Annotated in this window: 25 protein-coding genes, 2 tRNA genes and 1 pseudogene; 13 read left to right on the top strand and 15 right to left on the bottom strand. The window is 70.9% G+C overall.

Annotation, left to right across the window (positions count from 1 at the left end; all coding sequences use genetic code 11):
- Positions 1-26: 26 nt before the first annotated feature.
- A complete protein-coding gene (locus tag ABZ956_RS04875; protein ID WP_361887032.1) occupies positions 27-572 on the bottom strand; it encodes a DNA-binding protein in 546 nt (181 codons plus the stop codon).
- Between the two features lie 118 nt (positions 573-690).
- Between ABZ956_RS04875 and ABZ956_RS04870 the strand changes: the two genes are divergently transcribed.
- Positions 691-763: transfer RNA gene (locus ABZ956_RS04870), tRNA-Ala, on the top strand.
- Positions 764-834: 71 nt separating this feature from the next.
- Here the strand turns inward: ABZ956_RS04870 and ABZ956_RS04865 are convergent.
- Complete coding sequence (locus tag ABZ956_RS04865) at positions 835-1,497, bottom strand: DUF5324 family protein (protein ID WP_361887029.1); 663 nt, start codon at positions 1,495-1,497, stop codon at positions 835-837.
- A gap of 225 nt (positions 1,498-1,722) precedes the next feature.
- Here ABZ956_RS04865 and ABZ956_RS04860 point away from each other — a divergent pair, with 225 nt between their 5' ends.
- Complete coding sequence (locus ABZ956_RS04860) at positions 1,723-2,250, top strand: peptidylprolyl isomerase (protein ID WP_361887026.1); 528 nt, start codon at positions 1,723-1,725, stop codon at positions 2,248-2,250.
- 103 nt (positions 2,251-2,353) lie between these two features.
- Positions 2,354-3,214 carry a rhomboid family intramembrane serine protease gene (locus ABZ956_RS04855; protein ID WP_361887023.1) on the top strand — a complete coding sequence of 287 codons (861 nt, stop codon included), beginning with the start codon at positions 2,354-2,356 and terminating at the stop codon, positions 3,212-3,214.
- 316 nt (positions 3,215-3,530) lie between these two features.
- Here ABZ956_RS04855 and crgA read toward each other — a convergent pair whose 3' ends face one another.
- Positions 3,531-3,785 (bottom strand): cell division protein CrgA, encoded by a 255-nt coding sequence (crgA, locus tag ABZ956_RS04850; protein ID WP_361887020.1) that lies wholly within the window; start codon positions 3,783-3,785, stop codon positions 3,531-3,533.
- A 144-nt stretch (positions 3,786-3,929) separates the two neighbouring features.
- On the opposite strand from crgA, the gene ABZ956_RS04845 reads away from it, so the two are divergent.
- The 6 genes and pseudogenes from ABZ956_RS04845 (at position 3,930) to ABZ956_RS04820 (ending at position 8,095) form a co-directional block, all read left to right on the top strand.
- On the top strand, positions 3,930-4,691 hold the full coding sequence (locus ABZ956_RS04845; protein WP_361887017.1) for a DUF881 domain-containing protein: 762 nt from the start codon (positions 3,930-3,932) through the stop codon (positions 4,689-4,691).
- A 21-nt stretch (positions 4,692-4,712) separates the two neighbouring features.
- Positions 4,713-5,537 carry a class E sortase gene (locus ABZ956_RS04840; RefSeq protein WP_361887014.1) on the top strand — a complete coding sequence of 275 codons (825 nt, stop codon included), beginning with the start codon at positions 4,713-4,715 and terminating at the stop codon, positions 5,535-5,537.
- Between the two features lie 92 nt (positions 5,538-5,629).
- Positions 5,630-5,821 carry a hypothetical protein gene (locus ABZ956_RS04835; protein WP_361887011.1) on the top strand — a complete coding sequence of 64 codons (192 nt, stop codon included), beginning with the start codon at positions 5,630-5,632 and terminating at the stop codon, positions 5,819-5,821.
- 4 nt (positions 5,822-5,825) lie between these two features.
- A complete protein-coding gene (locus ABZ956_RS04830) occupies positions 5,826-6,464 on the top strand; it encodes an aminodeoxychorismate/anthranilate synthase component II (protein WP_361887008.1) in 639 nt (212 codons plus the stop codon).
- A gap of 170 nt (positions 6,465-6,634) precedes the next feature.
- Positions 6,635-7,369: pseudogene (locus ABZ956_RS04825) on the top strand (class E sortase); the annotation flags it as partial.
- A gap of 36 nt (positions 7,370-7,405) precedes the next feature.
- A complete protein-coding gene (locus ABZ956_RS04820) occupies positions 7,406-8,095 on the top strand; it encodes a class E sortase (RefSeq protein WP_361887005.1) in 690 nt (229 codons plus the stop codon).
- Between the two features lie 106 nt (positions 8,096-8,201).
- Here the strand turns inward: ABZ956_RS04820 and pknB are convergent, their stop codons facing one another.
- From pknB to ABZ956_RS04790, 6 genes are all read right to left on the bottom strand, one after another.
- The gene (gene pknB / locus ABZ956_RS04815; protein ID WP_361887002.1) at positions 8,202-10,247 is read right to left on the bottom strand and encodes a Stk1 family PASTA domain-containing Ser/Thr kinase; all 2,046 of its coding nucleotides are present in this window, start codon (positions 10,245-10,247) and stop codon (positions 8,202-8,204) included.
- Positions 10,248-10,409: 162 nt separating this feature from the next.
- Entirely contained in the window at positions 10,410-11,861 is a 1,452-nt protein-coding gene (locus tag ABZ956_RS04810) for a penicillin-binding transpeptidase domain-containing protein (RefSeq protein ID WP_361887000.1), read from the bottom strand.
- The gene (locus tag ABZ956_RS04805) at positions 11,858-13,261 is read right to left on the bottom strand and encodes an FtsW/RodA/SpoVE family cell cycle protein (protein WP_361888013.1); all 1,404 of its coding nucleotides are present in this window, start codon (positions 13,259-13,261) and stop codon (positions 11,858-11,860) included. The genes ABZ956_RS04810 and ABZ956_RS04805 overlap by 4 nt, the downstream gene beginning before the upstream one ends.
- Before the next feature lie 31 nt (positions 13,262-13,292).
- Positions 13,293-14,819 carry a Stp1/IreP family PP2C-type Ser/Thr phosphatase gene (locus ABZ956_RS04800; protein WP_361888010.1) on the bottom strand — a complete coding sequence of 509 codons (1,527 nt, stop codon included), beginning with the start codon at positions 14,817-14,819 and terminating at the stop codon, positions 13,293-13,295.
- Positions 14,820-14,894: 75 nt separating this feature from the next.
- A complete protein-coding gene (locus tag ABZ956_RS04795; protein ID WP_361886997.1) occupies positions 14,895-15,425 on the bottom strand; it encodes an FHA domain-containing protein in 531 nt (176 codons plus the stop codon).
- 10 nt (positions 15,426-15,435) lie between these two features.
- Positions 15,436-16,275, bottom strand: a complete 840-nt coding sequence (locus ABZ956_RS04790) for a DUF3662 and FHA domain-containing protein (protein WP_361886994.1) — start codon at positions 16,273-16,275, stop codon at positions 15,436-15,438.
- A gap of 342 nt (positions 16,276-16,617) precedes the next feature.
- Here ABZ956_RS04790 and ABZ956_RS04785 point away from each other — a divergent pair.
- The 4 genes from ABZ956_RS04785 to ABZ956_RS04770 all read left to right on the top strand — a co-directional run bounded on the left by ABZ956_RS04785 (position 16,618) and on the right by ABZ956_RS04770 (position 19,649).
- Positions 16,618-16,704: transfer RNA gene (locus ABZ956_RS04785), tRNA-Leu, on the top strand.
- Positions 16,705-16,954: 250 nt separating this feature from the next.
- Positions 16,955-18,352: a DUF2252 domain-containing protein gene (locus ABZ956_RS04780; RefSeq protein WP_361886991.1), complete on the top strand. Its 1,398-nt coding sequence runs from the start codon at positions 16,955-16,957 to the stop codon at positions 18,350-18,352.
- A gap of 132 nt (positions 18,353-18,484) precedes the next feature.
- Positions 18,485-19,294: a hypothetical protein gene (locus ABZ956_RS04775; protein ID WP_361886988.1), complete on the top strand. Its 810-nt coding sequence runs from the start codon at positions 18,485-18,487 to the stop codon at positions 19,292-19,294.
- A 10-nt stretch (positions 19,295-19,304) separates the two neighbouring features.
- The gene (locus ABZ956_RS04770; RefSeq protein ID WP_361886985.1) at positions 19,305-19,649 is read left to right on the top strand and encodes a rhodanese-like domain-containing protein; all 345 of its coding nucleotides are present in this window, start codon (positions 19,305-19,307) and stop codon (positions 19,647-19,649) included.
- A gap of 38 nt (positions 19,650-19,687) precedes the next feature.
- Here ABZ956_RS04770 and ABZ956_RS04765 read toward each other — a convergent pair whose 3' ends face one another.
- From ABZ956_RS04765 to paaA, 6 genes are all read right to left on the bottom strand, one after another.
- The gene (locus ABZ956_RS04765) at positions 19,688-20,821 is read right to left on the bottom strand and encodes an acyl-CoA dehydrogenase family protein (RefSeq protein WP_361886982.1); all 1,134 of its coding nucleotides are present in this window, start codon (positions 20,819-20,821) and stop codon (positions 19,688-19,690) included.
- A gap of 113 nt (positions 20,822-20,934) precedes the next feature.
- On the bottom strand, positions 20,935-22,026 hold the full coding sequence (paaE, locus tag ABZ956_RS04760) for a 1,2-phenylacetyl-CoA epoxidase subunit PaaE (protein WP_361886979.1): 1,092 nt from the start codon (positions 22,024-22,026) through the stop codon (positions 20,935-20,937).
- Positions 22,026-22,523: a 1,2-phenylacetyl-CoA epoxidase subunit PaaD gene (paaD, locus tag ABZ956_RS04755; protein WP_361886976.1), complete on the bottom strand. Its 498-nt coding sequence runs from the start codon at positions 22,521-22,523 to the stop codon at positions 22,026-22,028. Before paaD ends, paaE begins: the two co-directional genes overlap by 1 nt.
- The gene (paaC, locus tag ABZ956_RS04750; RefSeq protein ID WP_361886973.1) at positions 22,517-23,218 is read right to left on the bottom strand and encodes a 1,2-phenylacetyl-CoA epoxidase subunit PaaC; all 702 of its coding nucleotides are present in this window, start codon (positions 23,216-23,218) and stop codon (positions 22,517-22,519) included. Before paaC ends, paaD begins: the two co-directional genes overlap by 7 nt.
- Positions 23,215-23,502, bottom strand: coding sequence for a 1,2-phenylacetyl-CoA epoxidase subunit PaaB (gene paaB, locus ABZ956_RS04745; protein WP_361886970.1), 288 nt, complete (start codon positions 23,500-23,502; stop codon positions 23,215-23,217). Before paaB ends, paaC begins: the two co-directional genes overlap by 4 nt.
- Positions 23,499-24,449, bottom strand: coding sequence for a 1,2-phenylacetyl-CoA epoxidase subunit PaaA (gene paaA / locus ABZ956_RS04740; RefSeq protein WP_361886967.1), 951 nt, complete (start codon positions 24,447-24,449; stop codon positions 23,499-23,501). Before paaA ends, paaB begins: the two co-directional genes overlap by 4 nt.
- Between the last annotated feature and the right edge of the window lie 45 nt (positions 24,450-24,494).

Genomic DNA, 24,494 nt, shown 5'->3' with positions numbered 1-24,494 from the left:
CTGCTCCGCCGGCCTCGCCGGCACGGTCAGCTCTGGTGCGCCTCGTAGTGCGCGACGGCCTCGGCCGTCCTGCCGGCGCCGTAGACGCGGAGGAACTCGGCCAGCTCGGGGTGGCTGGGGGCGAGCGTGTCGGCGGCGTCGATGATGTCCCCGGCGCCCGCCACCGACCGCAGCAGCGACTGGATCTCGCGGACCACCCGGCGCACAGTTGGAGCGCCGCTGCTGGCCGTCGTCTGGGTGGAGTTGAGGACCGAGCCGCCCGAGCTCTTCTTGACCTCCTCCATGCGCTCGGCCGCCTCGGCGGCGCTCACGCTGCCGTCGGCGACCTGGCTGGAGAGCTCCTGCAGCGCCTGCACCCGCTGTACCACCGCGGGGTTGCCGATCTTCGCCCGCTGACCACTCATCAGCTGCGAGAGCATGGGCGCCGAGAGGCCCAGGACGGAGGCGAGACGGGCCTGGTTGAGGCCGAGGTCGTCGATGAGACGGCGGAAGAGCGCCCCCAACGGCTCCCCGTACCAGCTTCGCTGCAGCTCCCGTGCGCGGGCGGTGGCTTCCTGCTGTGATGCGTCCATCTCGCTCTCCCCTTCGCTTCGCGGCAGCGAATCTTGCGGTGCATCCTACGGAGAGTGGTGGGTCCCGGCGATACCCGGTCGGGAAACACCCCTGGCACCGGGTAGTCTGGTCCCCGACGGGGCCTTAGCTCAGTTGGTAGAGCGCTGTCTTTGCATGGCAGATGTCAGGGGTTCGACTCCCCTAGGCTCCACCGTCAGAAACCCCCTCCGACCTGCGGAAACGCAGGTCGGAGGGGGTTTCTTCGCGTGGTGGTGGCGGCGGTCAGGGCCGGTCGTTGTCGCCCTCGTCGTACGCATCGGAGTCCGCCCGGTCCTGCTTGGCCTGGACCTCCGGGTCGAGGCCGGAGGCCTCGCCGCTGCCGTCGACCGAGCTCAGGGTTCCGCGGTCGGCGGGCTCGGTGGCCTCCGGGGGCTCGACGAGCCAGTCCGGGTTGGCCTGCTTGTCCCACCACTTCCAGACGGCGACCGCTCCGCCCGCGAGCACGCCCAGCACCAGGAACCGCTTGGCCCTGCGGCTGACCCGGCAGCGGCGGCCGCGGCGGCGCGTGATCTTCTCGACGTCCTCGGCCGACACCTGGCCGCGCAGCGCGGCGAGGGCGGCCGTGCCGCGCGAGAGCGCCTCGTCGCGCACGGGCTCGGCGACGGCGCGGGCCCGGGCGGTGGCCTGGTCGACCTTGGGCGGCAAGGCGTCGCGGGCGTGCTCCAGACGCGGTGCGAGGTGGGCGTGGTACTGCTCGCCCGCGGTCGTACGGGCATGGCGGGCGGCCGATGACACCTTGGGCGCGAGCCGTACCCGGGTTTCGTGCGCGTAGTGCACGGCGGCGTCCTTGGCCGTGCCGGCATAGGGCGCCACCACTTCCGCGGCGTGGCGCACGCTGTGCTTGGCGCTGCTGGTCGCGGCGCGCACGCTGTCCTTGCGGGTCACGAGAACCTCCTCCTCGGTGGCGTATGGTTTGTCGCCTTTCCACCCAGTGGAAAATCATGCCTGCCGATGGGCGGTCCGGCATGTGCGAGCGGGCATCCGGGTCAAAGGGGAGCTTCCGTCGACAATGCCATGGTTCACCGCCGCGCGCGGGGCTTTGGTGGCTACTCGTGCGAACCCGTCGTGCGAGGATCGGTAGCCGTCAGTGAACACTATGGAAGGTAGACCGTGGCTGAGCAGCTTTACGCCACCCTGAAGACCAACCAGGGCGACATCGAGATCCAGCTTCTCCCCAACCACGCGCCCAAGACGGTCAAGAACTTCGTCGAGCTCGCCAAGGGCGAGCGCGAGTGGGTCAACCCCACGACCGGTGAGAAGACGACGGACAAGCTGTACGACGGCACGGTCTTCCACCGCGTCATCGAGGGCTTCATGATTCAGGGCGGCGACCCGCTGGGCAACGGCACCGGCGGCCCCGGCTACCAGTTCCAGGACGAGTTCCACCCCGACCTGGCCTTCACCCAGCCCTACCTGCTCGCCATGGCCAACGCCGGCCCGGGCACCAACGGCTCGCAGTTCTTCATCACCGTCTCGCCGACCACCTGGCTGACCGGCAAGCACACGATCTTCGGCCAGGTCGTCGGCGACGCGAGCAAGAAGGTCGTGAACGCCATCGCCGCCACCGACACCAACCCGCGCACCGACCGTCCGGTGAAGGACGTCGTCATCGAGTCGGTCGTCGTCGAGAGCCGCTGACAACCGTTCCACGGGAACCTGGCGCCCCGCCCGTCCGTATGACGGGCGGGGCCGTGGTGCGAACAGGGGCGACACGGGTTCCCGAGAGGGGCAAGGGGAGAGCATGAACGACCAGGCCGTCGGCTGTTACCGGCACCCGGACAGGGAGACCGGCATTCGCTGCACCCGCTGCGAGCGTCCGATCTGCCCCGAGTGCATGGTCAGCGCCTCGGTCGGCTTCCAGTGCCCGGAGTGCGTGGCCGGGGCTTCCGGCGCGGGGCCCGCCCCGCAGGCGAGCGCGCCGCGCACGATCGCCGGCGGCACCCAGGTGGAGGACCCCCGGCTGGTCACCAAGATCATTCTGGGGATCAACGTCGCCCTGTGGGTCGCGGTGCTGGCCACCGGCGAGACGCTGGTGGACGCCCTCGAGCTGTTCGGCCGCGCGGCGCTCTCGGAGTTCGGTCCGCTGGAGGGTGTCGCCGAGGGCCAGTGGTACCGGCTGCTGACGGCGGCGTTCCTGCACCAGGCGCCGATGCACATCGCCTTCAACATGCTCTCGCTGTGGTGGCTCGGCCCGCCGCTGGAGGCGGCCCTCGGGCGCGCCCGCTACGTGGCGCTCTATCTGCTGTCCGGCCTCGGCGGCAGCGCCCTGACCTACCTCGTCGCCGCCCCGAACCAGCCCTCGCTGGGTGCCTCGGGCGCGATCTTCGGCCTGCTGGGGGCCACGGCCGTGCTGCTGCGGCGGCTGAAGTACGACATGCGCCCGGTCATCGCGCTGCTCGTGCTCAACCTGATCTTCACCTTCACCTGGACGAACATCGCCTGGGAGGCGCACGTCGGCGGCCTGGTGGTGGGCACGGCGGTGGCGTACGGGCTGGTGCACGCCCCCCGGGACAAGCGGGTGCTCGTCCAGCGCCTCACCTGTGCGGCGGCCCTGCTGGCGATCGTGGTGACGGTCGGCGTACGGACGCTTCAGCTCGGCTGAGCCGGGTAGCCGAGAGCCGGTGTGGGCGTGTCACCCACACCGGTGGCCGCACAGGTTGTCCACAACGAGTGCAGGATCTTGTGCATGGCGTACGGGAACAGGCGTTCATGGGTGTCCTGACCCCGCTGAGCTGTGTTTCCCCTGGAAGGCGCCGGTGTGACCATCGATACGCGGAGTTCGTGATCAGTCACACCGGCGTCAACGTCAGGGAAGTTATCCACAGATCTTCTGAGTTTTTCCCCACTGTGGACGAGGGTGTGGATAACTCCCCGGAAAGCTCAGGGCAGAGCTTTGTGGGCGGCTCCCGCAGGAGCCGCTACTTCCACTGCGTGGAGACGACGAAGCCCGCCGCGATGAAGCCGAAGCCCACCACGATGTTCCAGTTCTTCAGGGACTCCACCGGCATGTCGCCGCTCGTCACGTAGAAGACGACGATCCAGGCCAGCCCGATCAGGAACATGGCCAGCATCAGCGGCGCGACCCAGCGACGACCGGTGGTCAGCCTGATGTTCTGCTGCTTCGCCGGCGGCGGCGTGAAGTCGTCTTTCTTGCGGATCCGTGACTTCGGCACGAGGTAACTCTCCTGTCGATGCGCTGCGTGACCGCGCTGGGATACAAGGCTGGTCCGCCGGGGCGGGACGCGACGGGAGCGCTTCCTTCTCCCGGGCGTCCGTTAGCGTAGTGCTTCCGCGGCGTCGGAGAGGATAAGGGTACGTTGAGCCATTCTGCGGACTCCACCAGCGGGCCCATCCGGCGCTTCCGTCCGGTACGGCTGCTGACCGGCGGTGTCTTCGCCCTGGCGGGCCTCATCTTCTGGATGAGTTTCAATACGGCCCAGGGCACCAACATCCGCACCGACGACTCCATGCTGCGCCTTTCCGACCTCATTCAGGAACGCAGCCGCAAGAACGCCGACCTCGAGGACAGCGCCGCGTCCGCCCGCGCCCAGGTCGACGCCCTCGCCCGGCGCGACAACCGCGACACGGCACAGGACAAGAAGCTCACCAGCCTGGAGGACGCGGCCGGCACCCGCAAGACCGCCGGCACCGGCCTGACGGTCACCCTCACCGACGCCCCGCCCAACGCCACCGCCAAGATCCCCGGCGTCCCCCAGCCCCAGCCCAACGACCTCGTCATCCACCAGCAGGACCTCCAGGCCGTCGTCAACGCCCTGTGGCGGGGCGGTGCCAAGGGCATCCAGGTGATGGACCAGCGGCTGATCTCCACCAGCGCGGTGCGCTGCGTCGGCAACACCCTCATCCTCCAGGGCCGCGTCTACTCCCCGCCGTACAAGGTCACCGCCGTCGGTGACCGCGGCGCGCTGCGCAAGGCGCTCGACACCTCCCCCGCGATCCAGAACTACCTGCAGTACGTCAACGCCTACGGCCTCGGCTGGAAAGTCGACCAGCACGACGCGGTGACACTTCCGGGCTACTCGGGCACAGTGGATCTCCACTACGCCAAGCCCATGGGATAGCGCCCGGGAAGGGGTCGGCCGGTGGGGTTACGACTCGTCGTACGGACGCTCAGCGAACTGTGCCTCACCATCGGCACCTTGATCGTCCTGTTCGTGGTGTACGTCCTCTACTGGACCGGCGTCCGCGCCGACAGCGCCATGCGGGACGAGATCGGCCGCCTCCAGGACCGCTGGGCCGCCGGAGCCGTCGCCGGCACCCCCGCCCCGGACGGGTCGCCGTCCCCCGCTCCCGCCCCGGCCGCCGGACAGCCCGTACCGCCTACGCCGGCGCCCCCCGCCCGCGGCGAGCAGGGGGAGCGCCGGGACAGCCGGGCCGCGCCGCCGCCCGCGGTGGACGGCGAGCAGGCCCCGCCCGCCGCGCCGGGCGCGTCCTACCGCCCGGGCGCCCCCTTCGCCGTCATGTACATCCCCCGCTTCGGCGCCGGCTGGGCCAAGCCCGTCCTGCACGGCACCGGCACCGAGCTGCTCAAGAGGGGCCTCGGCCACTACGAGCGCACCGCCGGGCTCGGCCAGAGCGGCAACTTCGCGGTCGCCGGCCACCGCCGCACCTACGGCGACCCCTTCAAGGACCTCCCGGCCCTGCGCCCCGGCGACGCGGTGGTCCTCACCGACGGCACGACCTGGTTCACCTACCGCGTCGACACCCGCCCGTACCGGACCCTGCCCACCGACACCGGCGTCATCGACCCCGTACCCGCCCGGTCCGGCTACCGGCAGCCGGGCCGCTATCTGACGCTGACGACCTGCGAACCGGAGTGGGGACACAGCCACCGGCTCATCGTCTGGGCCCACCTCGAGACGACCCGCCCCGCCACGGAAGGCAGGCCCGCCGCTTTGTCCGGCTGACCCTCCTATCTGGGGTGCCGCCCCTTAGTCTGGTGCTGCAATCGACCATCGACTACGGTCCACCGACTACGTCATCGGCAAGTAGGGACAGCATGTACGTCTGGATCTGGCGTCATCTGCCGGGCAACGCATGGGTGAAGGCGCTGATCTCGCTGCTGCTCGTGCTGGCGATCGTCTACGCCCTCTTCCAGTACGTCTTCCCCTGGGCGGAACCGCTGCTGCCGTTCAATGACGTGACGGTCGACAACGGCCTGCCGGCCGGTGCAACGACGGAATGGCGGTAACGCGGTGAGCGCGCGCATCCTGGTCGTGGACAACTACGACAGCTTCGTCTTCAACCTCGTCCAGTACCTCTACCAGCTCGGCGCCGAGTGCGAAGTGCGCCGCAACGACGAGGTCGAGCCGGCCCACGCACAGGACGGCTTCGACGGCGTCCTGCTGTCCCCCGGCCCGGGCGCACCCGAGCAGGCCGGGGTCTGCATCGACATGGTGCGCCACTGCGCCAGGACCGGCGTCCCGGTCTTCGGCGTCTGCCTGGGCATGCAGTCGATGGCGGTCGCCTACGGCGGCGTCGTCGACCGCGCCCCCGAGCTGCTGCACGGCAAGACCTCGCCGGTCACCCACGAGGGCAAGGGCGTCTTCAACGGCCTGCCCTCGCCCTTCACGGCCACCCGCTACCACTCCCTGGCGGTGGAGCGGAACAGCTGGCCGGACGAGCTGGAGATCACCGCCTGGACCGAGAACGGCATCGCCATGGGCCTGCGCCACCGCGACCTGCCCGTCGAGGGCGTGCAGTTCCACCCCGAGTCCGTGCTCACCGAGTTCGGGCACCGGATGCTCGCCAACTGGCTGGTCGCCTGCGGCGACATGGGGGCGGTGGAACGCTCGGCCGGGCTCGCCCCGGTGGTGGGCAAGGGCGGGGCGTGACCGCACTCCGGCCCGAGCAGGACCCCGCGCTGGCCGCCCGGCCGACCTCCTACGGCACGGGGTACGTCGCGCAGCCCCTGCCGCCGGAGGACGACCCGACGATGACGCTGCGCCGCGTGGAGCCCGCACCGCCGGTGGTCACCGGGGGGCGCGCCGAGCGGCGCAGGGCCGCCCAGCGCGCCGCGCGCGCCCGCAAGGACAGCGTCGGCGTGATCGCGAGCCGGCTGATCGGCGAGCTGTTCATCACCCTGGGCGTCGTCATGCTGCTGTTCGTCGCCTACCAGCTGTGGTGGACGAACGTCATCGCCCAGCGGCAGGCGGGCGGGGCCGCCAATCATCTGCAGAACAGCTGGGAGAAGGGCGACGGCCCCGACCGGGACGCCGGCACGTTCTCCCCGGGTCAGGGCTTCGCGATCATCTACATCCCCAGCCTGGACGTGAAGGCTCCCATCGCCCAGGGCATCAACAAGCACAAGGTGCTGGACCGGGGCATGGTCGGGCACTACGGGGCCAACGGGGCCGACGGGGCCGACGGGGCCGGGGTGCTCAAGACCGCGATGCCCTGGGACAAGCAGGGCAACTTCGCGCTGGCCGGGCACCGCAACACCCACGGCGAACCGTTCCGCTACGTCAACCGGCTGAAGCCCGGCGACAAGATCGTCGTGGAGACGAAGAGCGCCTTCTATACGTATGAGATGACCAGCCGACTGGATCAGACGTCTCCCGCGAACGTCCGGGTCATCGACCCCGTGCCGGCCGGATCGGGCTTCACCGGGCCCGGCCGCTACATCACGCTGACCACCTGCACCCCGGAGTTCACCAGTACCTACCGCATGATCGTGTGGGGCAAGATGGTCGACGAGCGGCCCCGGACCGAGGGTAAGCCGGACGCTCTCGTCAACTGAGACACGCGAGAACAGCGAAGCGGGGTACGAACGTCTGTGGCACGGACTGGCCGCGTACGGGGGCGGATCGCCGCCACCGTCGGCGTCATCGGCGAGGTGCTGATCACCGCAGGCGTGATCATGGCCCTCTTCGTCGTCTACTCCCTGTGGTGGACGAACGTCCTGGCCGACCGCGAGGCCAAGAAGCAGGGCAACCAGGTGCGCGACCACTGGGCGAAGTCCGCCGGCCCCGGCGCCCTGGACACCAAGGACGGCATCGGCTTCCTGCACGTACCCGCCATGAGCAACGGCGAGGTGCTGGTCAAGGCCGGCACCGGCGGCAAGGTCCTCAACGAGGGCGTCGCCGGCTTCTACCGCGAGCCCGTGAAGTCCGGCATGCCCTGGGACAAGCAGGGCAACTTCACGCTGGCCGCGCACCGTGACGGGCACGGCGCGAAGTTCCACAACATCCACAAGATCAAGACCGGTGACCCGGTCGTCTTCGAGACGCGCGACACCTGGTACGTCTACAAGGTCTACGCGGACCTCAAGCAGACCTCCCGCTTCAACGTCGACGTGATCGACCCCGTGCCCAAGGAGTCCGGCAGGACCAAACCGGGCCGCTTCCTGACCCTGACGACCTGCACGCCCGTCTACACCTCCGACTACCGCTACGTCGTCTGGGCCGAGCTGGAGCGCACGGAGAAGGTCGACGCCAAGCGCACCCCGCCGAAGGAGCTGCGCTGACGGCCCGTGGGGCACACAGCGCGAAGCCCCGGCATCCGGGAGAGGATGCCGGGGCTTCCGTGCGTTCAGCGGGCCGCTACGGGCCCGGGAAAGCCGTTCCGGGCGATCAGTGACGCCGCCCGCCGGTCAGGCCGCCGAAGAGGCCGCCGATGTCCTGGCCGCCCGTCTGACCGCCGGTCTGGCCGGCCGTCTGGCCGCCGTCGCCGCCGGGGGCGGCGGCCGCGGTGGTGAGGTTGACGGGGGTGTCCTTGGGCACCTGGGTGCCCGCGCCCGGGTCGCTCACGACGACCACGGCGTTGTCGTCCTGCGGACCGATGATGTTGCCGACCTTCAGACCGGCGTCCGTGATCGCCTTCTTGGCGTCCTTGAGCTTCTGGGTGACCACGCCGGGCACCGCGATCTTCTGCGCCCCGCCCTTCGAGACGAAGAGGGTCACCGTGGAGCCCTGGCGCGCGGAGGTGTTGCCGTCGGGGCTCTGCCGCACGACCGTGCCGGCCGGCTTGTCGGCGGAGTCCTCTTCCTCCTTGACGACCTGGAAGCCGTTGTCGCTGAGCTGCTTCTTGGCGGCGTCGTAGGGCTGGCCGACGACGGACGGCACGGTCTTCGACGCGGCCTGTGCGGCGACCGTGAGGGTGATCTCCGTGCCCTTCTCGGCCTTCTCCCCGCTCTTGGGGTCCTGGTCGAGAACGGTGTTCGGGGTCCGCTCGGACTCCTTCTGCTTCTGCCGGACGGTGAAGCCCTTGCCCTCGAGCGTGGCCTTCGCCTCGTCGAAGGAGGCGCCGAGCACGTCCGGCACCGAGATCTTCTCCGCGCCCTGGGAGACGACGACCTTGACCTCGCTGTTGCGCTCCACCTTGGAGCCCGCCTTCGGGTTCTGGTCGCAGATCTTGCCCTTGGGCTGGTCGCAGAACTTCTTCTCGCCCTCGGCGACCTTGAAGCCGCCGTTCTCGCCGGACCGCTGGGCCTCCGCCAGCGTCTGGCCGACCAGGGGCGGCACCGTCACCTGGGAGTTGTTGCCGCCGCCGCTGAAGATGGACTTGCCGATGAAGATCGCGCCGACGAGCACCAGAACGCCCGCGACCACCAGCAGGATGGTGGAGAGGTTGCTCTTCTTGCCGCCCCCGCCGCGGTGTCCGCCGCCGGAGCCGTCGTCGTAACCGCCGTAGCCGCCGCCGTCGGCGACGGGCGGCATCATCGAGGTCTGGCCGGGCGCGCCCGCGTGGTCCTGCGGCCGCAGCATGGTCGTGGGCTGGTCCTCGGCGCCGTAGCCGACGGCGCCCATGGAACCAAAAGAAGTCGTCGCCGCCACGGGCTGGCCCTCCAGGGCCGCCTCGATGTCGGCGCGCATCTCGTCGGCCGACTGGTAGCGGTAGTCCGGGTCCTTGGTCAGCGCCTTGAGGACGATGGCGTCCATCTCGGGCGTGATCTCGGGGTCGTGGACGCTCGGCGGGTTCGGCTCTTCCCGGACGTGCTGATAGGCGACGGCCACCGGGGAGTCGCCGACGAACGGGGGCCGTACGGTCAGCAGCTCGTAGAGCAGGCAGCCCGTGGAGTAGAGGTCGGAACGCGCGTCCACCTGCTCGCCCTTGGCCTGCTCGGGCGAGAGGTACTGGGCGGTGCCGATGACGGCCGCGGTCTGGGTCATCGTCATGCCGGAGTCGCCCATCGCGCGGGCGATGCCGAAGTCCATGACCTTGACCTGACCGGTGCGGGTCAGCATCACGTTGGCCGGCTTGATGTCACGGTGGACGATGCCGGCCCGGTGGGAGTACTCCAGCGCCTGCAGGACGCCGATGGTCATCTCCAGCGACCGCTCGGGCAGCAGCTTGCGGCCGGAGTGCAGGAGCTCGCGCAGGGTGGACCCGTCGACGTACTCCATGACGATGTACGGGATCGAGACCCCGTCCACGTAGTCCTCGCCCGTGTCGTACACGGCGACGATCGACGGGTGGTTGAGCGAGGCGGCCGACTGGGCCTCACGGCGGAACCGGGCCTGGAAGGACGGGTCGCGGGCAAGGTCCACCCGCAGCGTCTTCACGGCGACGGTGCGGCCGAGCCGGGTGTCGTGCGCGAGGTAGACCTCGGCCATGCCACCGCGGCCGAGCACCGAGCCCAGCTCGTACCGGCCGCCGAGGCGACGCGGCTCTTCCATAGCTCCAGCCCTTCCGTTTCCTGACCGCACCTACGTCACGTCCGGCGGTGTGCTGTCCGGCATACCGTACCCGGCACGCAGGGCAGCTTCCGGGCGCGACGGCCACCCGATATACGACCGGTACCGACGACAGCGATGATCGGCTGCGGAGGGTGAGCCGGATCACTTCTCCGTCTTGAGCACCGCTTCCATCACGCTCTTCGCGATGGGCGCGGCGAGCTTGCCACCGGCGATGTCGTCACGGACCGTTTCCGAGCCCTCGATGACGACGGCGACGGCGACCGGCGAGCCGTCGCCGGTCTTCGCGTAGGAGATGAACCACGCGTAGGGGTTGCCGCTGTTGTCGACACCGTGCTGGGCGGTACCGGTCTTGCCACCCACCTTGACGTTCGGGATCTGGGCGGCGGTTCCGGTTCCCTTCTCCACCACGGTCTCCATGATGCTCTGCAGCTTCCGCGCGTTGTCCGCGGAGAGCGGCTGGCTCATTTCCTTGGGCGTGTGGTGCTCGATCACGTTCAGGTTGGGCGCGCGCAGCTTGTCGACCATGTACGGCTCCATGAGCTTGCCGTTGTTGGCGACCGCGGCGGCGACCATGGCCATCTGCAGCGGGGTGGCGCGGTTGGAGGCCTGGCCGATGCCGGCCATGGCGTTCTGCGGCCGGTTGTCCTTGGGGTAGACGCTGGGCACGGCGCGCACGGGCGTGTCGACCGGCTTGTTGAAGCCGAACTTCTCCGCCGTCTCCATCATCTTCTTGTTGCCGAGGTCGGCGCTGACCTTGCCGAAGACGGTGTTGCACGAGTACTGCAGGGCCACCCGCAGGGAGGCTTCCTTGCAGGGGATGTTGCCCTCGTTCTCCAGCGCGACACGGGTGTCGGGCAGGATCCACGGCAGCGGCGAGTCCGTCTTGGAGTCGACGTCCTTGTAGAGGCCGTGCTCCAGCGCGGCGGCGGCGGTGACGACCTTGAAGGTGGAGCCCGGCGGGTAGGTCTGCTTCAGCGCCCGGTTGAGCATGGGCTGGTTCTTGTCGGCCTGCAGCTCCTTCCACGCCTTCTCGTCCGTGGCCCCGGCGATGCGCGAGGGGTCGTACGAGGGCGTGGAGGCGAGGGCGAGGATCTTGCCGGTGCGCGGGTCGATGGCGGCGACGGCGCCCTTCTTGTCCCCGAGGCCCTTGAAGGCGGCCTCCTGGGCCTTGGTGTTGAGGGTGGTGATCACGTCACCGCCCTTCTTGCCCTTGCCGGTGATCATGTCGACGGTCCGGTTGAAGAACAGCCGGTCGTCGTCGCCCGTCAGGACGCGGTCCTCGAGCTTCTCGATCTGGTTCGCGTCGAACACCTGCGAGCTGTAGCCCGTGACCGGAGCCCACATCTCGCCGTTCTTGTAGGTGCGCTTGTACTTGAAGTCGATGCCGCCGGTCTCCTGGGAGCCGGTGACGGCCTGGCCGTCGACGATGATGTTGCCCCGCGGCTGGCTGTAGCGGGCGATCGTCACGCGACGGTTGTGCTTGTTGGCCTTGAGTTCGTCGGCCTGGACGAACTGGATCCAGTTGTCGCGGATCATCAGGGCCAGGACGAGCAGGCCGCAGAAGATGGCGATCCGGCGCACGGGCTTGTTCACGGGCGGACCACCTGGGTCATCTCGGCGTCGGGGGAGGGAGCGGGGGCGGGCGCGGGGCGCCGCGCCGTGTCGCTGATCTTGATGAGGACGGCGACGAGCGCCCAGTTGGCGATGACCGAGGAGCCACCCTGCGCCATGAACGGCATGGTCATACCGGTCAGCGGGATGAGGCCCATGACACCGCCGGCGACCACGAAGACCTGGATGGCGAAGGCGCCGGACAGGCCGGTGGCGAGCAGCTTGCCGAACGGGTCGCGGGCGGCCAGCGCGGTGCGTACGCCGCGCTCCACGATCAGGCCGTAGACCAGGAGTATGGCCATGACGCCGGCCAGGCCCAGCTCCTCGCCGACCGTGGCCAGGATGAAGTCGGAGTTGGCGGCGAAGCCGATGAGGTCCGAGTGGCCCTGGCCCCAGCCCGTGCCGAACACGCCGCCGGAGCCGAAGGCCATCAGGGCCTGCGCGATCTGGTCGGAGCTGCCGTCCTTGAACGCGTCGAAGGGGTGCAGCCAGGCGTCGACGCGCTGCTGGACGTGGTGCTCGAAGGTGGACACGGCGACCGCGCCGACGGCGGACATCAGCAGACCGAAGACGATCCAGCTGGTGCGCTCGGTCGCGACGTAGAGCATCACGACGAACATGCCGAAGAACAGCAGCGAGGTACCGAGGTCGGTCTCGAAGACCAGGATCAGGATGGAGAACGCCCAGACCGCGAGGATCGGGCCGAGGTCACGGCCGCGCGGCAGGTACAGGCCCATGAAGCGGCGGCTGGCCAGGGCCAGGGCGTCACGTTTCACCATGAGATAGCCCGCGAAGAAGATCGCTAGGACGATCTTGGCGAACTCACCCGGCTGGATCGAGCCCAGGCCCGGGATGGTGATCCAGATGCGGGCACCGAACTTCGCGGGGAAGAACATCGGGGCCACCAGCAGGATCAGCGCCACCACCATGGAGATGTAGGTGTAGCGCTGCAGGATGCGGTGGTCCTTCAGCAGGATCAGCACCGCCACGAACAGCGCGATGCCCAGCGCCGAGAACAGCAGCTGGTTGGTGGCGCTGGCGTGGAAGAACTTACGGGCCTGAAGGCGCGGCGACTGGTCGAGGCGCCAGATGATGACCAGGCCGATGCCGTTGAGGAACGTGGCCATCGGCAGCAGCAGCGGGTCGGCGTACCGGGCGAACTTCCGCACCACCAGATGGCCGACGCCGGCCAGCAGGCCGAGCCCGATCCCGTAGCCGAGCATGCCCGTGGGCATCTCGCCGTCGAGGGCCAGGCCCACGTTGGCGTAGGCGAAGCAGGGGATGAGCACGGCGAAGGCCAGCAGCGCGAGCTCGGTGTTGCGCCTGCTCGGCGGGCCCGCGCTGCTGATCGTCGTATTGGTGGTGTTCGGGATGGGTGAAATCGCTGACATGGCGTCGTGGCCCCTTACGGCTTCACTGCTGAGCGCTGCTGCACTGCGGGACCAACTTCTGCTCTTCCTCGCTGAGGGTGGGGCCGGGCGCCGGGCTCGGCGCGGCCTGGGCGCGTGCCCGGGCCTCGGCCGAGTCCTTGGCGGGATCCTTGGCCGCACCGCCGGTCCGGTCGGTGTTCTGCTTCTCGCTCTCGCGCTGCTGCTGCTCGGCCTTGCGCCGCTCGTCTTCCTTCTTGCACGCGCCGGCGAGCGTGCCGAGCTCCCGGGCCTTCTGCAGGGCCTGGTCCCGGCTGCCGACCGCGATCGTGTCCACGACACGGCTGCGCTGGTCGACGGGGAGGTACTTGAGTTCGATCTCGGGGTGGTCCTTGTACAGCTTGCTGAGGCTCACCCACGCCAGGTCCTGGTTGATGCCCTGGTAGACGGCCACGTGGTCGTTGTCCTTGGCGCCCACGTAGTACTGCGTCTGCGTCCACCGGTAGCCGCCGTACAGACCGCCGCCGATGACGCCGAGCGCCAGGGCGATGATCAGCGACCGCTTGAGCCACTTGCCCTTGCGGCGCGGCTTGACGAAGTCCTCGTCCGTGAACGGGCCGAACGCGCCGTCCGGCATGCCGCCCATGCCCACCTCGCCGCTGCCGGGCGGCCCGAAGCCGCCGTGCGGGCCGTCCTGCGGCGGTACGGGCCGGTTGGCGCGGGCGTGCTCGGCGGCCCGCCCGGCCGGGGTCTGCATGGCGCCGTCGTCGCCCAGCTGCAGCTGGTTCTCGGCGACCGCGCCGACGATCACGGGCGTGTCGTTGAGCTGTCCGGCGAGCGTGTCACCGCCGTCGACGTCGAGGACGTCGGCGACGATGCAGGTGATGTTGTCCGGGCCGCCGCCACGCAGGGCGAGCTGGATGAGCTCCTGAACCGTCTCGTGCGGCCCCTGGTAGCTGGCGAGCGCCTCCTCCATCGTCTGGTGGCTGACGACGCCGGAGAGCCCGTCGGAGCAGATCAGATAGCGGTCGCCGGCCCGCACCTCGCGGATCGACAGGTCCGGCTCCACGTGGTCACCGCTGCCCAGCGCGCGCATCAGCAGGGAGCGCTGCGGGTGGGTGGTGGCCTCTTCCTCGGTGATGCGCCCCTCGTCGACCAGGCGCTGCACCCAGGTGTGGTCCTGCGTGATCTGCGTGAGGACGCCGTCGCGCAGCAGGTACGCGCGCGAGTCGCCGACGTGCACCAGGCCCAGCCGCTGCCCCGTCCACAGCAGGGCGGTGAGCGTGGTGCCCATGCCCTCGAGCTGCGGGTCCTCCTCGACCATGACGCGCAGCTGCTCGTTGGCCCGCTGCACGGCACTGCCGAGGGAGGTGAGGATGTCGGAGCCCGGGACGTCGTCGTCGAGCGTGACCAGAGTGGAGATCACCTCGGAGGAGGCGACCTCGCCGGCGGCCTGGCCACCCATGCCGTCGGCGATGGCGAGCAGTCGGGGGCCGGCGTAACCGGAGTCCTCGTTGCCCTCCCGGATCATGCCCTTGTGCGATCCGGCGGCGAAGCGCAGTGACAGACTCATGCGCACCTCGCCCGTCGGCTCCGGGTACAGCCCCTTCCCAGCCACGCTGCCCACCCTCCGGTCGTCATGGTCCTACTACTTCCGCAGCTCGATGACGGTCTTGCCGATGCGGATCGGCGCGCCGAGCGGGATCGGGGTCGGGGTGGTCAGCCGGGTCCGGTCGAGATAGGTGCCGTTGGTCGACCCGAGGTCCTCGACGATCCACTGGCCGTCGCGGTCGGGGTAGATCCTGGCATGCCGGCTGGAGGCGTAGTCGTCGTCCAGCACGATCGTCGAGTCGTGCGCGCGGCCGAGGGAGATGGTCTGGCCCTGCAGGGCGACGGTGGTGCCGGTGAGGGTTCCTTCGGAGACCACCAGCTTGGTGGGCGCGCCGCGGCGGCCGCGGTCGGCACGGCGGCCGCCGGCCTGCTGCTGGCGCTGCTGCGGCGGAGCGGTCTGCTGCTGCGCGCGCTGCGGCCGTCCGCCGTCACCGCCGCGGCGGGATCCGCGCTGCGTGACGCGGGTCCCGAACAGATCGCTGCGAATGACCTGTACGGCCACGATGACGAACAGCCACAGTACGGCGAGGAAACCCAACCGCATGACCGTGAGGGTCAGCTCTGACATTGCCCCCGCTTCACCCTTCGGCTTGCCGATAAACGATGGTGGTGCTGCCCACGACGATGCGCGAGCCGTCGCGGAGCGTAGCGCGCGTGGTGTGCTGTCCGTCCACCACGATGCCGTTGGTCGACCCCAGGTCCTGGATCGTCGCGGGGGTGCCGACCCGGATTTCGCAGTGCCGGCGGGAGACGCCGGGGTCGTCGATGCGTACGTCCGCTTCGGTGCTGCGGCCCAGCACCAGGGTGGGCCGCGAGATCTGATGACGGGTGCCGTTGATCTCGATCCAGCGGCGCGTCTGGGTCCCCGGTACGGCGCCGGGCCCCGGACCGCCGGTGCGCGGCAGGGGGCGGACGCCGGGCGGCGGGGTCGTGGGCATGGGCGGCGGGCCGGCGGGCTGCGCCGGGTAGCCGGCGCCGTTGGTGACGGCTCCGCCCGAGGTGCGCGGCGCGGCCTGCGGCCGGCCGTGCGGTTCCTGCGACTCGCTGGAGGCGAGGGTGCGGCTGCGCACCCGGTACAGACCGGTGTCGAGATCGTCGGCCTTCTCCAGGTGGACCTTGATGGTCCCCATGAAGGTGTACCGCTGCTGTTTGGCGTAGTCGCGGACCATGCCGGACAGCTCGTCGCCGAGCTGGCCCGAGTACGGGCTGAGCCGCTCGAAGTCCGGTGCGCTCAGTTCGACGATGAAGTCGTTCGGGACGACGGTGCGGTCACGGTTCCAGATCGTGGCGTTGTTGTCGCACTCCCGCTGGAGTGCGCCCGCGATCTCGACAGGCTGCACCTCGGACTTGAACACCTTGGCGAAGGTGCCGTTCACGAGACCCTCGAGTCGCTGCTCGAAGCGCTTCAGTACTCCCACGGGGCACCTCCTTCCCTCAGTGACGTCTCTGATGCTCAGTGTCGTTCCTGATACTGCTTACTGATCGTATCCACGCGTCGGGAAAACAGCTGGTTCCCCTTCGGCGCCAGGAGTGACGAGTGTCGCCTTGGCGCGCCCGCCTACGGGGGATCGTAGAGGCGGCCTGACGCCAGTGTCCCGCAACCGGTGCCCTCCCCGCGGCCCCCCCGGGGGCCGGGCGGGCGGGAACGAGTGTGAAGGCACCCTCCGGAGCGTGCTAATGTTCTGCATGTCGAAAGGCGAACGGACACGAACCGGGCGGAAACGCCGGGCAAAGGTCAAGAAACCGGACGACGCACCCATGCGCGGGTGGCGGAATAGGCAGACGCGCTGGATTCAGGTTCCAGTGCCCGAAAGGGCGTGGGGGTTCAACTCCCCCCTCGCGCACCATCGCTCCCCAGGTCTTCGGACCTGGGGAGCTTTGTTTTTTCCGGTTGTACGTCCGGGCTGTGCGCCCGTGCCCGCTGCTCCCCGCCGGTTTCGCGGGCGTGTTCCGCGTGCGGCGTCTCACTTCTCGCGCCGTTCGCGCTGTGAGATGCGGCACCCGCGCCTCCTGCGCGCCGGGGGAGGCGACGGTACGGTCAGGCGCAGTTGACGCCCGCGCGAGGCCGCGCCGTGGTGAAGGGGAGGTGGCGCCGCGATGTCGCGACTGCCGTACGTACCGGGATTCGCCCGGCCGGTGGCCGAGGGGGAGAGCCGCAGGGCCGGCAAGGCCGCCGGGAAGGTGTTGCGGGAGCGGGTGCCGCGGTCCGCGCACGCGGACTGGAAGGCCGGGGCCGGCCGCCCCGGCGCGGTGGAATCGGTCGAGGCCGCGAATGCCGGCCGGCTGCCCGAGCTGACGCCGATCCGTATCGGCCGCATGGCGGCCTCCCCCTTCGCCTTCCTGCGCGGCTCGGCCGCTCTGATGGGCTACGACCTGGTGGACTCGCCCGTCACCGGCCTGGGCGCCCAGCTCTGCGGCGACGCGCACGCCGCCAACTTCGGCCTGTACGGCGATGCCCGCGGCGAGCTCGTCATCGACCTGAACGACTTCGACGAGACCCTCCACGGGCCGTGGGAGTGGGACGTGAAGCGGCTCGCCGCCTCGCTGGTGCTGGCCGGGCGGGAGGCGGGGGCGGACGAGGCCGGCTGCCGTGCCGCCGCGCGCGACGCGGTGGGCGCCTACCGGCACACGATGCGGCTGCTGGCCCGTATGCCGGCGGCCGCGGCGTGGAACGCCATCGCCGACGAGGAGCTCGTCTCCCACGCCGACGCCCACCAGCTGGTGGGCACGCTGGAGCGGGTCGCGGAGAAGGCCCGGCGGAACACGAGCGCGCGCTTCGCGGCGAAGGCGACCGAGCGGGACGGCCGGGGCGGCCGGCGGTTCGTGGACGCCCCGCCCGTGCTGCGCCGGGTGCCCGAGCGGGAGGCGGCGGCGGTGGCCCACGCGCTCGGCGAGTACCTGACCACGCTGCCCGTGGACCTGCTGCCGCTGCTGGCCCGGCACGAGATACAGGACGTGGCGTTCCGGGTGGTGGGCACGGGCAGCGTGGGGCTGCGCTCCTACGTGGTGCTGCTGCTCGACCACCGGGGCGAGGCGCTGGTGCTGCAGGTGAAGGAGGCGCGGCCCTCGGTCCTGCTGCCGTACGCGCGGAAGGCGGGCTTCACGGCGGAGGCCGCCGGGCACGAGGGGCGGCGTGTGGTGCTCGGGCAGAAGTCGATGCAGGTCGTCAGCGATGTGCTGCTGGGCTGGACGACGGTCGAGGGGCGGCCGTACCAGGTGCGGCAGTTCCGCAACCGCAAGGGCAGCGTCGACCCGGCGGCGCTGGCCCCCGGCGAGATCGACGACTACGGGCGGATGACGGGCGCGCTGCTGGCCCGGGCGCACGCGCACAGCGCGGATCCGCTGGTGATAGCCGGCTACTGCGGCAAGGGGGAGGAGCTGGACGAGGCCGTCGCCTCCTTCGCCATGGCCTACGCGGACCGCACGGAGGCGGATCACGCGGAGCTGGTCGCGGCGGTGCGCGGCGGGCGGCTGGCGGCGGAGACGGGGGTGTGAGCGGGGGGTTACCGGTCGCGGGGCAGGGCTTGGGCGCTGGAGGGGACTTTGCTGCCGGAAGGGCCGGAATTCGCCCCTCCGGTGATCGGGGAGCGTGCCTCGGGCCATCGGCCCACCTCGTACGCTGGGCGGGTGACGAATGCGGAAGCCGAACAGAGCCAGGCCGAGGATCCCGCCGCCGAGCGGCTCGCGCAGGCCGTGCGGACGGCGGAGCAGGCGCTGATCGAGTTCGAGATCGCGGTGGAGACCTTCCGGGTGGAGGTCGAGAACTTCTCCCGGCTGCACCACCAGCGCCTCGGCCCGATGTATGCCCGCCTCGACGAGCTGGAGGCGCTGATCGCGGAGGCGGTCGCGGCGCGCTCGGGCGACCCCGAGGACCTGCGGCGGGCCCGGGAGGCCCGGGGGCTGGTGCAGCCGATGCCGGAGGTGGAGCAGCTGTTCGGCGGCTGGATGGACGGCGAGGGCCTCTCCCCCGAGGCGACGGCGATGCTGACCGAGCGGCCGGTGCAGCCGCCCAAGCGGGTGCGGCCCAGCGACGAGGCCCGGCGCGCGTTCCGTGAGCTGGTCCGCAAGGCCCACCCCGACCTGGCGCACGACGAGGCCGACCGGCAGCGGCGCGAGGCGTTCATCGTGCGGGTGAACGCCGCGTACGGCGAGGGCAACGAGGCGCTGCTGCGGGAGCTGGCCGAGGAGTGGGCGGCGGGTCCGCTGCCCGCGCAGCGGCGCCCGAGCCGTGGCGAGGAGCTGTACGAACGGCTGGAGTGGCTGGCCGCGCGCAAGGAGCTGCTGGCGGCGGTGGCGGCCGAGCTGGAGGCGTCCGCGATCGGCGCGATGATCAAAATGGCGCCGGACGACCCGGACGGGCTGCTGGCGGAGATCGCCGACGGGCTGGTGGCGCAGATCGCCGAGCGGGAGGCCCGGCTGGCCTCGCTGGTCGGGTAGCGTCGGGGACATGTTTGGTTCCAGTGTCCCCACGGTCGGTGTCGATGCTCTCTCGGCCGATGATTTCCTGCTGGACGTCCGCGAGGACGACGAGTGGCAGGCAGGGCATGCCGAGGGCGCGCTGCACATCCCGATGAGCGATTTCGTGGCGCGCTTCGGTGACCTGCAGGAGAAGGCCCCCGAGGGCGGCCGGATCAACGTCATCTGCCGCTCCGGCGGCCGTTCGGCGCAGGTCACCGCGTATCTCATGCAGCAGGGCCTGGACGCGGTGAACGTCGCCGGCGGCATGCAGGACTGGGCCGCCGCGGGCCGCCCGGTCGTGACGGCCGACGGCGCCACGGGCACGGTCATCTAGCCTGCCGGCCGACTGCATGGGGGGCCTTGCCACAGGCCTCAGCTGAGCGGGTGGGCGGCCAGCAGGTCGCCCAGGGCCTCCTCGTGGGCGGCGGCCGGGCCCAGGGAGAGCTCCAGCTGCTTGGCCCAGGCGTGGTAGCGGTGCAGGGGGTAGTCGGTGTCCGCGCCGAAGCCGCCGTGCAGGTGCTGTGCGGTCTGCACGACGCGGCGCACTCCTTCCGAGGCCCAGATCTTGGCGACGGCGATGTCGGCGGCCGCCGGGAGCGCGCCGGGCGCGCCGGACTCGATGCGCCAGGCGGCCTGCCAGAGGGCGGCCTCCATCGCCTGAAGGTCGATGTAGCGGTCGGCGGCCTGGACCGCGACCGCCTGGAAGGTGGCGATGGGGTGGCCGAACTGCTCGCGCTTGCTCGCGTACGCGCTGGTCATCCGGGCGGCGGCCGTGCCGAGGCCGAGCGCCATGGCGCAGGTGCCGGTCGTCAGGACGCTGCGCAGCCACTCCCAGGCGCCCTCCGCGGTGATGACGTCGTCGCCGTCGACGCGCACGGAGTCCAGGCTGATCTCGGCGTAGCGCTCGCCGTTGGTGGAGACCTGGTCGGCGAGGGCGGTGCCGGGCAGGCCGGGGGGTAACAGGGCGAGCACGGTGCGGCCCGTGGCGGTGTGGGCGGGCAGCAGGACGCGGTCGGCGCCGCGCGCCCAGGGGACGGCGGTCTGGACGCCGTCGAGGAGCCAGTGTCCGTCGCTGTCGGGGCGGGCGGTGACGGCCAGTTCGGCCGCGTCATGCCCGGTGCGGCCACTGGAGGCCACGGTGACGACGAGCTCGCCCCGGCCGATCAGGGGCAGCAGCCGCCGCGTGGCGGGTGCGCCGTACTCGCGCAGGGTGAGGGCGGCGGCGCCCGTCTCCAGGAGCGGGACGCGGGCGAGGACCTGTCCGGCCTCGCGGAGCAGCAGGCACAGGGCGATCGGGCCGAGCCCCGCGCCGCCGTGCTCGGCCGGGAGCGGCAGGCTCAGCAGGTCGGCCTCGGCGAGCCGCCGCCACAGAGCGCGGTCGATGTCGTCGGCGACCGCACCCGGGACCAGGGCGGGGCTGGGCACTTCATCGGGAGCCACCCCGCTGAAGACGGCCCGGGCCGCCTCGACCACGGCCTGCTGTTCCTCGGTGAAGGTGAAGTCCACTGCCGCCCCTCTCGCCCGCTGCGCGCCCGTCCTATCTGACGAACCGTCAAGTTAAGGCAGCAGGCCGCGATTGGGAACAGGAGAACGGGCCGGGGAGCGGGAAGCGGGGGGAATCAGCGGTCGAAGTCCAGCTCCACCTTCTCCGTGACCGGATGCGACTGGCAGGCCAGCACATACCCGGCGTCCAGCTCCTCCTGCTCCAGGGCGAAGTTGCGGTCCATGCGCACCTCGCCCGAGACCAGATAGGCCCGGCACGTCCCGCACACCCCGCCCTTGCAGGCGTAGGGCGCGTCGGCCCGGTTGCGCAGCACCGTCTCCAGCAGCGACTCCCCGTCCCGCACCGGCCAGCTGCCGCCCCGGCCGTCCAGCTTCGCGGTCACCGTGCTGTGCGCGGGCGCCGCGGCCCTCGCGGCGGGGGCCTGTGCGCCGGGCGGGGCCTCCTCCACATGGAAGATCTCCTGGTGGATCCGGTCCCGGGTGACCCCGAGCCCGCGCAGCGCCCGCTCGGCGCCCCGCACCAGCCCGAAGGGCCCGCACAGGAACCAGCCGTCGATCGCCTCCACCGGCACCAGCGCGGGCAGCAGCCGGGCCAGCCGCTCCTCGTCCAGCCGCCCGGAGGCGGGGCCGGCCTGCTGCTCCTCACGGGAGAGGGTCTGTATGAGCTGGAACCGGTCCGGATAGCGGTCCTTGAGGTCGGCGACCTCGTCCAGGAACATCGTCGAGGCGCTGGTGCGGTCGCTGCGGATCAGACAGAACCGCGCCTGCGGCTCGCGTGCCAGCAGGGTCGAGACGATGGACAGCACCGGGGTGATGCCGCTGCCTCCGACGATGGCCGCGAAGTGCCCCGGGCGGGGCTCCAGCACGAACCTCCCGGCCGGCGCCATCACCTCCACCGTGTCCCCTGTGGCCAGCTCCTTGAGGGCATAGGTGGAGAACACCCCGCCGTCCACCAGCCGCACCGCCACCCGCAGCGTCCTCGGCCCGTCCGCGCCCGGTCCCGGTGCCTGTCCGCAGATGGAGTACGTGCGGCGTATCTCGGCCCCGTCCACGGTGCGGCGCAGGGCGAGGTGCTGGCCGGGTGCGTGGCGGAAGGTGTCGCGCAGCTCGGCGGGCACCGCGAGGGTGACGGCGACCGAGTCGTCGGTGAGCGGTTCGACGGCTGCCACCCGCAGGGGGTGGAAGGCGCCATGGTGGGCCGCTGCCATCACAACTCCTTGAAGTGGTCGAACGGTTCGCGGCATGCCTCGCAGCGGCGCAGCGCCTTGCAGGCGGTGGAGGAGAAGCGGCTCAGGAGCGTGGTGTCGGTGGAGCCGCAGTGGGGGCAGCGGATGCCCAGGCCGACCATGACCGGGCCGCCTCCGCCCGCCGGCCCCGGCGGCGCTATGCCGAACTCCTCCAGCTTGCGCCGCCCTTCGGCGGTGATGTCGTCCGTGGACCAGGCCGGGGCGAGGACCGTGCGCACCTCGACCTCGGGGATGCCGCGCTCGCGCAGCACCCGCTCGATGTCCGCCGACATCGCCTCTATCGCCGGGCAGCCGGTGTAGGTGGGGGTCAGCTCCACCTCCACATGGCCGGGGCCGGTGATGTGCAGGGCGCGCAGCACGCCCAGCTCGGCCAGGGTCAGGACCGGCAGCTCGGGGTCGGGGACGGCTCCGGCCAGGGCGCGGAGTTCCTCTTCGAGGGGGGTGGGCGCGCTCACCATGTCGCCCCCGGGTGGCTGCGGTGCAGATGCTGCATTTCCGCGAGCATCCGGCCGAACGGCTCGGTGTGGATGCCCTGCCGGCCCGCGCCGGCCGTCCACGCGCCCGCCTGTGGGCCGGCGGGGAGGGTCAGTGTGGCGCGCTCGACGACGTCCGTGACCCCGGTCAGCCAGCCGTCGCGCAGTGCGGCCCAGTCCACGGGCACGCCCTCGACCGGCTCGAACAGCTCGCCCGTGTACCGCCACAGGGCGTCCAGGCCGCGCTGCATCCGGGCGTGGCTCTCGTGCGTCCCGTCGCCGAGCCGCAGCGTCCAGTGCTCGGCGTGGTCGCGGTGGTAGGCGACCTCCTTGACGGCCTTGGCCGCCAGGGGGGCCAGCGGGTCGTCCGTGGCGGCCAGCTGTCCGTACAGCAGGTGTTGGTAGACGGAGAAGTACAGCTGCCGGGCCATGATGTGGGCGAAGTCGCCGTTGGGCTGCTCGACGAGCTGGACGTTGCGGAAGGCGCGCTCCTCGCGGAGGAAGGCCAGCTCGTCCTCGTCGCCGACGAGGGAGAGCAGGGTGCGTGCCTGGCCGAGGAGGTCCAGGGCGATGTTGGCGAGGGCGACGTCTTCCTCGAGCACGGGCGCGTGGCCGGCCCACTCGCCGAGCCGGTGGGAGAGCACCAGCGCGTCGTCGCCGAGAGCCAGTGCGGCGGTCACAGGTGCCGCACCCCCTCGGGGATGTCGTAGAAGGTGGGGTGCCGGTAGGGCTTGTCGGCGGCGGGATCGAAGAAGGGGTCCTTCTCGTCGGGCGAGGAGGCGGTGACCGCGGTGGAGGGCACCACCCAGATCGAGACGCCCTCGGAACGCCGGGTGTAGAGATCGCGGGCGTTGCGCAGGGCCATCTCCGCGTCCGGTGCGTGCAGGCTGCCGGCGTGGGTGTGCGACAGGCCCCGCCTGCTGCGCACGAACACCTCCCACAGCGGCCAGTCGGTGCCGGTCATGCCTTCGCCTCCCCATGCCTGGCCGCGTAAGCGGCGGCTGCCTCGCGCACCCAGGCGCCTTCCTCGTGCGCCTGGCGGCGCACGCTGATCCGCTGGTCGTTGCAGGGGCCGTTGCCCCGGAGCACCTCGTGGAACTCGTCCCAGTCGATGGCGCCGAAATCGTGGTGTCCGCGCTGCTCGTTCCACCGCAGGTCCGGGTCGGGGAGCGTCAGCCCCAGCGACTCGGCCTGGGGGACGCAGATGTCGACGAAGCGCTGGCGCAGCTCGTCGTTGGAGTGGCGCTTGATCTTCCAGGCCATGGACTGGGCGGAGTGCGCCGATTCGTCGTCGGGCGGGCCGAACATCATCAGGGAGGGCCACCACCAGCGGTCCACCGCGTCCTGCGCCATGGCGTGCTGGGCCTCGGTGCCCCTGCTCAGGGCCTGCAGGAGCTCATAGCCCTGGCGCTGGTGGAAGGACTCCTCCTTGCAGATGCGGATCATGGCGCGGGCGTAGGGCCCGTAGGAGCAGCGGCACAGCGGGACCTGGTTGGTGATGGCCGCGCCGTCCACGAGCCAGCCGATGGCGCCCACATCCGCCCAGGTGAGCGTGGGGTAGTTGAAGATCGAGGAATAGCGCTGGCGGCCCGCGTGCAGCTTGTCGAGCAGCTCGTCGCGGCTCGTGCCAAGGGTTTCGGCGGCGCTGTACAGGTACAGGCCGTGGCCCGCCTCGTCCTGGACCTTGGCCATGAGGATGGCCTTGCGCCGCAGCGAGGGCGCCCGAGTGATCCAGTTGGCCTCGGGCTGCATGCCGATGATCTCGGAGTGGGCGTGCTGGGCGATCTGGCGGACCAGGGTGGCGCGGTAGGCATCGGGCATCCAGTCGCGTGGCTCGATGCGCTCGTCGGCGGCCACGGCGGCTTCGAACACCGCCTCGGGTGTCCTTGCCTCCGGCGCAATCGTCGTCATGCCGTGCCCCCTCGCTTCTCCCGAATCTCCCTACCGACCGATCGT

It is taken from the genome of Streptomyces sp. NPDC046261 (assembly GCF_040646235.1).
GTDB lineage: Bacteria > Actinomycetota > Actinomycetes > Streptomycetales > Streptomycetaceae > Streptomyces.
Note: the sequence above shows the minus strand (reverse complement) of the source record. Positions and strands in the feature narration are given on the sequence as shown.